12 protein-coding genes are annotated in these 9,944 nt (G+C 47.8%); all 12 read right to left on the bottom strand.

Annotation, left to right across the window (positions count from 1 at the left end):
* The coding region (gene atpH / locus AC4MRN_RS06060; RefSeq protein ID WP_491202761.1) for a F0F1 ATP synthase subunit delta at positions 1-526 on the bottom strand (526 nt) is incomplete at its 3' end.
* Positions 527-541: 15 nt separating this feature from the next.
* Positions 542-1,012 carry a F0F1 ATP synthase subunit B gene (atpF, locus tag AC4MRN_RS06055; RefSeq protein ID WP_073318380.1) on the bottom strand — a complete coding sequence of 157 codons (471 nt, stop codon included), beginning with the start codon at positions 1,010-1,012 and terminating at the stop codon, positions 542-544.
* A gap of 41 nt (positions 1,013-1,053) precedes the next feature.
* Positions 1,054-1,302, bottom strand: a complete 249-nt coding sequence (atpE, locus tag AC4MRN_RS06050) for a F0F1 ATP synthase subunit C (protein ID WP_073318383.1) — start codon at positions 1,300-1,302, stop codon at positions 1,054-1,056.
* 56 nt (positions 1,303-1,358) lie between these two features.
* The gene (gene atpB / locus AC4MRN_RS06045; protein ID WP_073318386.1) at positions 1,359-2,159 is read right to left on the bottom strand and encodes a F0F1 ATP synthase subunit A; all 801 of its coding nucleotides are present in this window, start codon (positions 2,157-2,159) and stop codon (positions 1,359-1,361) included.
* 112 nt (positions 2,160-2,271) lie between these two features.
* Positions 2,272-2,661, bottom strand: a complete 390-nt coding sequence (locus tag AC4MRN_RS06040; RefSeq protein WP_491202760.1) for an ATP synthase subunit I — start codon at positions 2,659-2,661, stop codon at positions 2,272-2,274.
* Between the two features lie 179 nt (positions 2,662-2,840).
* Positions 2,841-3,713, bottom strand: coding sequence for a ParB/RepB/Spo0J family partition protein (locus AC4MRN_RS06035; protein WP_073318392.1), 873 nt, complete (start codon positions 3,711-3,713; stop codon positions 2,841-2,843).
* A gap of 29 nt (positions 3,714-3,742) precedes the next feature.
* Positions 3,743-4,537, bottom strand: a complete 795-nt coding sequence (locus AC4MRN_RS06030) for a ParA family protein (protein ID WP_073318395.1) — start codon at positions 4,535-4,537, stop codon at positions 3,743-3,745.
* Between the two features lie 12 nt (positions 4,538-4,549).
* Positions 4,550-5,188, bottom strand: a complete 639-nt coding sequence (gene rsmG, locus AC4MRN_RS06025) for a 16S rRNA (guanine(527)-N(7))-methyltransferase RsmG (RefSeq protein ID WP_073318398.1) — start codon at positions 5,186-5,188, stop codon at positions 4,550-4,552.
* Positions 5,189-7,090, bottom strand: a complete 1,902-nt coding sequence (mnmG, locus tag AC4MRN_RS06020) for a tRNA uridine-5-carboxymethylaminomethyl(34) synthesis enzyme MnmG (protein WP_073318401.1) — start codon at positions 7,088-7,090, stop codon at positions 5,189-5,191.
* Positions 7,091-7,944: 854 nt separating this feature from the next.
* A complete protein-coding gene (locus AC4MRN_RS06015) occupies positions 7,945-8,763 on the bottom strand; it encodes an ATP-binding protein (RefSeq protein WP_073318404.1) in 819 nt (272 codons plus the stop codon).
* 5 nt (positions 8,764-8,768) lie between these two features.
* Entirely contained in the window at positions 8,769-9,461 is a 693-nt protein-coding gene (locus tag AC4MRN_RS06010; RefSeq protein ID WP_491202759.1) for a DnaT-like ssDNA-binding domain-containing protein, read from the bottom strand.
* Positions 9,428-9,868, bottom strand: a complete 441-nt coding sequence (gene mioC, locus AC4MRN_RS06005) for an FMN-binding protein MioC (RefSeq protein ID WP_491056563.1) — start codon at positions 9,866-9,868, stop codon at positions 9,428-9,430. Before mioC ends, AC4MRN_RS06010 begins: the two co-directional genes overlap by 34 nt.
* Between the last annotated feature and the right edge of the window lie 76 nt (positions 9,869-9,944).

Here is a 9,944-nt window from a genome sequence, read left to right as displayed (position 1 = left end):
GCAACGCGTCTGCGAGACGGTTCAATTTAGATTTCACGGAACCATCGATGACTGTGTCACCGGCTTTAATTACCATACCGGCAACAAGGGCAGGGTCCACGTTACAAATAAGCTTCACTTTACGTGCCAAACGTTTTTCTAACGATGCACTCAGATTAGTGGTTTGTGTATCGGTCAGTTCAGACGCCGACGTCACAACTACTTCGATTTCTTTGTCGTACTCTGCTTTCAGCAGGTCAAACAGCGCAGAAATCTCTGGCAAGGCAGTTAAACGTTTATTCTCTGCCAGAACTTTAATCAGGTTCTGACCATGTGTGTCGAGCGAGTCACCACAGACATTAATGTACAGGTCTGCCAGCTTGTCAGCGGCCATTGAACCACCAGACAGTTCACTGACTGTCTCGTTGCTCGCTACCGCTGCGGCGAAGCCCAGCATTTCCTGCCATTGTGCAATGGCGTTATGCTCAACAGCAAAATCAAAAGCCGCTTTAGCATAAGGACGAGCTACGGTTGTCAATTCAGACATGGCTCATCTCCTATCTCAAAGCTCGGCGACAAGTTTTTCAACAATGTCGCTTTGCGCGCTGGCGTCGATTTCACGTTGAAGGATCTGCTGTGCACCAGCAACAGCCAGAGCTGCTACCTGCTTACGCAGTTCCTCTTTGGCACGATTGCGTTCAGCTTCGATTTCGGCATAACCTTGCGTGATAATTTTTTCGCGCTCAGCATGACCACGTTGCGTTTCCTCATCAACAAGTTGATTGGCGCGCTTTTTGGCCTGCTCGACAATTTCCGCTGCTTGTGCTTTCGCATCTTTCAATTGCTCAGTGGCTTTCGCCTGAGCAAGTTCTAAATCTTTCTCGGCACGCTCAGAAGCTTCAAGCCCATCGGCTATTTTCTTCTGACGCTCTTCAATTGCTGCCATGATCGGTGGCCAGACTTTCGCCATACAGAACCACACGAAAACGATGAACGCAATTAATTCGCCGATCAGAGTAAGGTTGATATTCACAACCGCTCCCCCTCTATTCGTTGATAAAAGTTATTCGGTGCTTAAACAGCAAACTTTGCGCTTTCAACGAACAATAGGAACAAGGCAATAGCAACACCGATCATCGCGATCGCATCGATCAGACCCGCTACGATGAACATCTTAACTTGCAGTGTTGGTGCTAGTTCTGGTTGACGAGCAGCAGACTCAAGGAATTTACCACCCAGCAGACCGAAACCGATCGCAGGACCTAATGCACACAGGCCGATCAGGATGCCAACTGCAATGTACAGATTACCTAAAATTTCCATAGTTTTTTCACCTTTAAGTTTGGAAGTTAAATATTAAAAAGTTAGTCAATCAAAAATTAATGTTCTTCGCTGGCCAAGCTCAGATACACGATGGTCAACATCATGAAAATGAACGCCTGCAAAGGAATAACCAGTAAGTGGAATGCCGCCCAGATAAAGTGCAGAGGTAGCTGCCACAGACCCATCGTGCCTGCAATCAGGATGAAGATAAGTTCACCTGCGTACAAGTTACCGAATAGACGAAGTGATAACGACAGTGGCTTAGCCAGCAGCGATACCAATTCCAAAACAAAGTTGAACCAGTACAACCAAGGTGTGTTGAATGGGTGGGCATACAGTTCTTTTAAGAAGCCACCTACACCTTTGATTTTGATACTGTAGAAAATCATCAGAATGAACACGCCCAGCGACAGTGCGAAGGTCATGTTAACGTCAGTGGTAGGTACCACTTTCATGTAGACGTGATGTGGATCATAGCCCATTGCTGCGCCAATTTGCTGCGCTGCCCAAGGCAGGAAGTCAACCGGAACTAAGTCCATCAGGTTCATCAGCAATACCCATACAAAGATGGTAAGTGCTAATGGTGCGATGAGTGGGCTCTTACCGTGGTAAGTCCCTTTTACTGTGTCATCCACAAACTCAACGATGATCTCAACCGCAGCCTGGAACTTACCAGGTACACCAGCTGTCATAGACTTAGCTGCTTTACGGAAAAGATAAAGGAAGAGTATCCCTAACCCCACAGACCAGGCCAGCGTGTCGACGTGAACGGCCATAAAGCCTTCGCCAACAGTAGCATTGGTCAAGTGGTGTTGAATGTAACCGCTAACGGTTTGTTCGCCACCAGATGCTGCCATTTTTTTTCCCAAATTATCTAAAGTTAAAAAATGCTGTGCTCTGCCCGACGAAAAAACGTCTGTTCAGTTGGTCAGGCAATCATCGCGTTGTAATTAATTATTTGTTGTTTGCTTACGCGCGATGTAAATAAATCATTCCGGGCCATTGCGCGACTAATGTCACAATGTAGCCGATAAACAAGGGTAACACCTCCACATTTGTGTGCTTAAATACCCAAGCAAATATCAAAAAGGTGAACAACAACTTAAGTGCTATTCCTTTGCGAAAACTCCGCACGACCAAGTCGTTCTTGGATGCACCGGCGAATCTGAATGCAAAAAAGGCAAAAATGCCAGCCGGTACAATATTCGCTACAACGCCTACCAGCGCATCGAGGCCGCTGTCCAGGCTCATCAGGATGGCAACAATGCCAGAGGCAACCACACCAGCGCAACTCTGCAAGAGTAGTACTTTGAGTGCCAAATGTTGACCTTTAGTACCGATACGTTTAGCTGCTTGCAAAACCCGCTCGCCATCACTGAATAAAAAGCGTCAGAAGTATACTGTTTTGGCGATTAAATTCAACTGTAAAAGGCATTCTGAAGGTTATTCTGAAAATTTACCAGCCCAATATCAGAAATATAACAGGGGGGACCTAAGACTATTGTCTTAAAAGCGCATCTGGTAAGGCCTGTATCAACCTACTTGATGCGCGATAAAATGCCGTCCAGCTGGTCGAGATCATTGAAATTGATGGTGAGTTTGCCTTTTCCTTTGGCATTGTGATCAATTGACACCTGCGCACCCATTTTTTCAGAAAGTTCCACTATTAAACTTTGTACGTCAGGGTCGATTTTCTTTTCGGGCTTGGGCGGCGTGGGTTCAAGTAACTTGCGCACCAGTTTTTCAGTGTCGCGGACGGTTAACCCTTTCCCTGAAACGACCTGTGCAGCATCAGACTGTGCTTCGCCATCGAGGGCCAGCAGGGCGCGCGCATGTCCCATTTCGATATCGCCATGCTCAACCAGCAATTTAACGTCATCGTTAAGGTTGTTCAGGCGTAGCAGGTTCGTAATGGTGGTACGTGATTTCCCTACCGCTTCAGCGACCTCAGAGTGCGTAAGCTCAAATTCGTTCATTAACCGTTCCAGCGCCTGAGCTTCTTCCATGGCGTTGAGATCTTCACGCTGGATATTCTCAATTAACGCTATAGCCACAGCCGCTTCATCAGCGACATCTTTAATCAAACACGGTACTACATCCAATTGCGCAAGTTGCGCAGCACGCCAGCGACGCTCACCGGCAATGATTTCGTATTTGTTTTCGCCTACGGTGCGAACCACAATGGGTTGAATAACCCCTTGTGAACGGATAGATGACGCCAGCTCTTCGAGCGCTTCCGGCGACATATCTTTACGCGGCTGGTACTTGCCAGGCTGCAAAAATTCAATGGGGAGTTTACGCAGTTCGCTTTTTTGCGCGTTGCCGGCTTCTTCGTCCTGGCGGGATGTTGACTGACTGGTTGCAAGTAATGCGTCCAGACCGCGTCCGAGTCCTCTTCTTTTTGCTGACATAATTTCCTCAATGCCTGAGTATGTGTTTACTAACTGGCCTTAGCAGGCATATCACTGTGTTTATCGCGTCGTCTTAGAATTTCACCGGCCAGGGCCAGGTAGGCTTTTGCGCCTGTAGACGACTTGTCATAGTACATCGCCGGGGCACCAAATGAAGGCGCTTCCGCCAAGCGAACATTACGAGGGATCACGGTGCGGTATACCTGTTCACCAAAGTGGCGTTTTAATTGCTCAGAAACGTCATTGGCTAATCGATTGCGTGGATCATACATGGTTCTGAGCACGCCTTCTATCTTCAGTTCCGGATTTACCACAGACGCCAGCTTTTGAATGGTGTCCATTAACGCCGTTAATCCTTCAAGTGCGTAGTATTCGCACTGCATGGGAACCAGAATCGAATCGGCTGCAGCCAGCGCGTTCACCGTAAGCAGGTTAAGCGACGGTGGGCAATCGATAAAAATAAAATCGTAGTAGTCGCGCACTGAAGCCAGCGCATTGCGCAAACGAACTTCGCGAGCAAACTGCTCCATGAGCTTGATTTCAGCTGCGGTCACATCTCCGTTGGCAGCAATCAGATCATATTTGCCTGATGTTTGCTTGATAATGACTTCGTCAACCGGCTTATCTTCAATCAAGAGCTCATAACTGGTGGCATCCACATCGTATTTGTCTACGCCACTTCCCATCGTAGCGTTGCCCTGAGGATCCAGGTCAATCAACAATACCTTGCGCTTGGTCGCCGCCATTGACGCGGAAACGTTGACCGCTGTGGTGGTTTTACCAACACCACCTTTCTGATTTGCAATCGCAATGACTTTAGCCACGGTTAATCCCAGTTATGATTTTTGCACGGTTAGCAGGTGACGCTCACCCTCCAGACCAGGAACGGTAAGCTTTACAGAGTGTGTTACAGCAAAATTATCGCCCAGCTCTGCAATTTCTTCTGCCGGATACTGGCCTTTGAGAGCCAGAAACTTACCCTCTGAATCTACCAGATGCTGACACCAGTGCAACATATCTTTTAACGACGCAAAGGCACGGCTCAACACTGCATCATAGTACTGCTCGGGCTGATGCGCTTCAACCCGGCTTTGAATTGGCGTAATGTTATCCAGCTTCATCTCGAACGCACATTGCTTCATGAAACGCACGCGCTTGCCGAGGCTATCGAGTAACGTGAAGTGCTTTTCCGGATACACAATCGACAACGGAATACCGGGTAAACCGGGTCCGGTACCCACGTCGATCAGGTTTTCACCGTCAATGTGCGGCGCTACAGCGAGGGAATCCAGGATATGCTTCACCATCATCTGCTCGGGATCGCGCACAGAGGTCAGATTGAACGCCTTATTCCACTTGTGTATACGCGCAACGTAATCAATTAATTTTTGCTGTTGTTCGCTGGTAAGCGTGAGATCCATTGTCGACAAACCGTCAGACAGGATCTGATGTAAAACCTGATGATCAATACTCATTTATGCGGACTGCTTTTCGTGTTTGCGTAACAAACCGTGCTTCTTCAAGTACACCAGCAATAATGAAATGGCTGCTGGTGTAATGCCGGAAATACGCGCCGCTTTGCCAATCGTTTCCGGTCGAGCGTCAGTAAGCTTAGCCACCACTTCATTGGATAAACCTGAAATCTTGCTGTAGTCAAAGTCAGCGGGCAACAAGGTATTTTCGTGTCGCTGGGTCTTGGCAATTTCATCCTGCTGGCGTGCGATATACCCTGCGTATTTGATTTGAATCTCAACCTGTTCTGCCGCAATCGGGTCTTCCAGACCTGGTCCAATGCCTTCAATGTCCATCAGTGCGGCATACGTCATTTCAGGACGACGAATCAATTCTTCCAGCGAATGTTCACGGCTTACCGGGTTTTTCAACAAGGTATTTAGCGCGGGCACTGCTTTGTGATCCGGGTGCACCCATTGACCGCGCAAACGCTGTTGCTCTTGCTCAACGGCTTCGACCTTGGCATTGAATGACGCCCAACGTGCGTCATCCACCAGCCCGGCTTCACGGCCAAGGGCGGTTAAGCGCATGTCAGCATTGTCTTCACGCAGCAACAAACGATATTCAGCACGACTGGTGAACATACGGTAGGGTTCTTTAGTCCCCATGGTAGCCAGATCGTCAATCAATACACCCATGTAGGCCTGATCGCGGCGCAGGATCATGGGATCTTTGTCTTGTACCTGTAGCGCAGCGTTAGCACCGGCGATAAGCCCTTGCGCACCGGCTTCTTCATAACCGGTGGTACCGTTGATTTGTCCGGCAAAGAACAACCCGTCAATGTACTTGGTTTCCAGCGTTTGCTTGAGGTCTCGCGGATCGAAGAAGTCGTATTCAATGGCATAGCCAGGTCGAATGATATGCGCGTTCTCAAAGCCGCGAATAGAGCGGACCAATGCCATTTGCACGTCGAACGGTAAACTGGTTGAAATACCATTTGGGTATACCTCAACGCTGTTAAGTCCTTCCGGTTCGACAAAGATCTGATGCGATGACTTGTCGGCAAAGCGATTAATTTTGTCTTCAATACTCGGACAATAACGCGGTCCAATGCCTTCAATAACACCGGTATACATGGGCGAGCGGTCCAGACCACCGCGAATGATCTCGTGGGTTTGTTCATTGGTGTGCGTTATGTAACACGGGATCTGACGTGGATGCATGTCACGGTTACCCATGAATGAGAACACCGGTGCAGGATCGTCACCTGGCTGCGGCTGCATCACACTGAAGTCCAGTGTACGAATATCTAGTCGTGCAGGCGTACCGGTTTTCAGTCGGTCCACACGGAACGGCAGAGCGCGTAAACGGTCAGCCAGGGCAATGGATGGCGGATCACCTGCGCGACCGCCTTTGTAGTTTTCCAGACCAATGTGGATCGTACCACCCAAAAACGTACCCACCGTTAATACCACGGTTTTAGCACGGAATTTTAGCCCCATTTGGGTTACCACACCGCATACGCGATCGTTTTCTACGATCAGATCGTCACAACTTTGTTGGAACAACGTCAGATTCGGTTGGTTTTCAACGATGGTTCTGATTGCCTGACGATACAGGGTACGGTCAGCCTGGGCACGGGTTGCGCGAACGGCTGGGCCTTTGCTTGAATTCAGTGTACGAAATTGGATCCCACCCTGATCGATCGCCAGTGCCATAGCGCCACCTAATGCATCGATCTCTTTAACCAAATGACCTTTACCGATCCCACCAATGGCAGGATTACATGACATTTGGCCAATCGTTTCTATGTTGTGTGTAAGCAGCAAGGTATTAACGCCCATGCGTGCAGCTGCCAATGCGGCTTCTGTACCTGCATGACCACCACCAACAACGATGACGTCATAATCTTGTTGATAAAACATTGTAACCTCACTAATTACGTAACATAGCGTGGGAAAAAAGGGCGCGTATTTTAGCTGAGTTATTGCATAAAGAAAACGGTTAAATTTTCTTCATTTTTTCTGTGTGATGCAAGAACACGATCGGCTATCTATTAGAAAGGATCTGTATAGATCTTTTATTTTTATATTTATATAGCAAGACCAGATCTGTGTATAACCGCCTTTTCCCATTTAATTACATATTGTTACGCGATCAATAAGATCTGGAATACCCCGATCACAAGTACAGTGTGATCCTGTGTATAAGGGGCGCTTTTATCCACAATCAGATTACTCCTCGATCTTATCAATATTGAGATCAAAGCTTGTACACAACTAGTCTGCAGAGGTTATGCACAGCAGTGATCTAGCTTTGATCTAGTTGGGGATAAGTTGTTGAATAGATCAGTGATCAGATCGCACCAATATTGATATTACGCGGTGTGTAGCGCGATCTGAGTGTGGAAAAGAGTTATTCAGATCAGACGTTAATGATCGCGAGATCAGATCGTCTTTGGTTCGACACTATTTTTGAGAACGGTGATGTTGTATTGCAAATAATGACGTTTTTATCGCTGTTTTATTGCCTGATAGTCATTATTTTATTGCGGTAGACCCTGAATTCACGGTGATTTACGTAATAGTTGTAGCTAGGTAGATAAGTAAAGGCAGATATTGATTTATACAACAGTATTGCTTGCTCAATGGCTGACAGGCCTTGTAAACAAGGGGCTAGCACGTTGTTTGGTGGAAATGGGGAAATGGAACTGAGGCCCACAAGACGCTCAGGAGAGTGTTAGGGGCCTGGAGATTGACTTAACGCAGTTAATATTAGCTTAGCGTACCTGGTTTGGCTGATACTGCTGTTTGGGACTGAGGTCTTCTTCGTCCAGCGTTAGGCCAGTGCGACGGCTTGGGCCTGAAAATTTGACCTTGTAGGTGTCGTATTCTTTAATCGATTCAAAGCAGTAACGGCCAAGTGCATGTTCCAGATCGCCCAGAGAGTGGTTGGTGATCAAGATACAATTTTTCTTGTTAACCAGGCGCTGCCTAAGCAGATTACCCAGCCAGCTTTGTGCGTTCTTCTTTAAAACGGTTTCATTTACGCACACTTCGTCGAGGATCAGCATGTCTACATCAAGCAGTTCCTGATTGGCTTCACGGAATTTCTGGCCGATATTGTCCTGAGCGCTGAAATCATAAGCGGCGTAGCGCATTTCCAGCAAACTGGATAACTGTCGGTATAACACCGTGATCTCAAACTGTTCAATAAGCTGATGCGCAATGGCCCCTGCAATATGGGATTTGCCTCGTCCGTAATCACCATAAAAGATCATCATATGCGAGCCCGCTTCCCGCCAGGCTCTGTCTTCGTGTGCGGCAATAAATGACTGTGCAATGCTCACAGCTTCTATAACGTCGTCGCTGTCTTCAATCAGATTGTTGAATGTCCAGCGCGGGTTCAGGTCTGAACGGCCGTGCAGGGCGTCGATACGCTGCCGCTTACTTTGCTGTTGCAGCTGATTTATTTCCTGATTCGCCTTTGCTTCGTAGTCTTTGCGTAAGGTCTTGTAATCAATGTATTCAGATTCATTGGGCACGGGTTTACCCAGTGCTTTAGCGAGTGAATTTAATCTGTCTTTAAATGAATCCATAGCGATCAACGATTGTTAGATTTATTGGCGTATTTAGCCACCAGTTTACGCGCATTATCGTCGGCTTCAATGCCTGCTTCAACTTTCACGATCTGATTTCCGACTTTCTTCACTGCCTGGTAGCCTTTGGCAGTGCGACGGGTTTTTAGTGAATGCACGAACTTTTGGGTCCATTGATAGGCACTCAATACCACTTCTGGCCGTCCTAACCAGTACGCGACAAACTCGCCGGTGTCTTCCTGTTCGTAGTGGGTATCGATGAGGCCAATCAGGTTGGCTAACTCATTAAATACGTTTGTCTGAGGCTGCCAGTTAGCGTGCATAGCATGTCGTTGCTGATGCAGTGAGGCGTACTCTGGTTGCTCATGCGTAAGGGGTAACAGCAATCGCTCGCCGTTCAGTGATGCCTCAAAAGACAGCGATTCTGGAAGAGAAACCAGTCCTGCTTGTGCCAATTGTTCAATAAACTGATTGATATCACGTCCCCGGGTAAAGGGACCGTCGTTCGAATTGCCATTTACCAGCGTTAGCAGCGATTTGTACTGGAGTGGGGCGCTGACCATCGTATTGGTGTTTACCGTAGGTCTTAAGCCGAGGCAATACAGTACACGTGCGTCGTTTGACAGCGGTGATGTTAATGCGTTGAGCTCGGCCTGGGTGTACATCAGTCCAGGGTATCCAGAATAGGTTCGAACCATTCAATGGCTTTGTCTTCAGGAATCGGGTGATGCAGCACGTCTATTAACAGGGGGTCAGACATGACTTTTGCTCCACCGTCATTCAGCAGTTTTTCCATTGCCATAGCGCCGTGACAAAACGTATCGTAGCTGCTGTCACCCAGGCCAATGACGAACGCTTCCACATCTGACAGATCTTCATCTTCCAGCTGTTTAGCAAAAGGCTGAATGTTTTCGGGTAAATCGCCGGCACCGTGTGTTGAGGTACAAACAATCCAGGTGGTGTCGTCGTCGATATCATCGATATTTGGCTCCAGCAGCACACTGACTTTGTTGCCGCGTTCGCGGATAAGATTTGCTATTGCGTCGGCAACGTATTCGCTGGCGCCTAATACAGAGCCAACCAGCAGGGTGAAATGACGATCCATAGAACTCCTGATAAACAAGTTTGTCGTCTTAGATAATGGCGGGAGTATATCAATAGCCTGCTATTTTGTTTAGCAG

The sequence above is a fragment of the Marisediminitalea sp. genome (genome assembly GCF_984433645.1).
Note: the sequence above shows the minus strand (reverse complement) of the source record. Positions and strands in the feature narration are given on the sequence as shown.

What these genes read in the sequence shown, in the direction of transcription:
- atpB (WP_073318386.1), bottom strand. Translation starts at nt 2,159, where the DNA reads ATGGCAGCATCTGGTGGCGAACAAACCGTTAGCGGTTACATTCAACAC.
- AC4MRN_RS06035 (WP_073318392.1), bottom strand. Translation starts at nt 3,713, where the DNA reads ATGTCAGCAAAAAGAAGAGGACTCGGACGCGGTCTGGACGCATTACTT.
- mnmG (WP_073318401.1), bottom strand. Translation starts at nt 7,090, where the DNA reads ATGTTTTATCAACAAGATTATGACGTCATCGTTGTTGGTGGTGGTCAT.
- AC4MRN_RS06010 (WP_491202759.1), bottom strand. Translation starts at nt 9,461, where the DNA reads ATGGTTCGAACCTATTCTGGATACCCTGGACTGATGTACACCCAGGCC.
- mioC (WP_491056563.1), bottom strand. Translation starts at nt 9,868, where the DNA reads ATGGATCGTCATTTCACCCTGCTGGTTGGCTCTGTATTAGGCGCCAGC.
- AC4MRN_RS06015 (WP_073318404.1), bottom strand. Translation starts at nt 8,763, where the DNA reads ATGGATTCATTTAAAGACAGATTAAATTCACTCGCTAAAGCACTGGGT.
- atpE (WP_073318383.1), bottom strand. Translation starts at nt 1,302, where the DNA reads ATGGAAATTTTAGGTAATCTGTACATTGCAGTTGGCATCCTGATCGGC.
- rsmG (WP_073318398.1), bottom strand. Translation starts at nt 5,188, where the DNA reads ATGAGTATTGATCATCAGGTTTTACATCAGATCCTGTCTGACGGTTTG.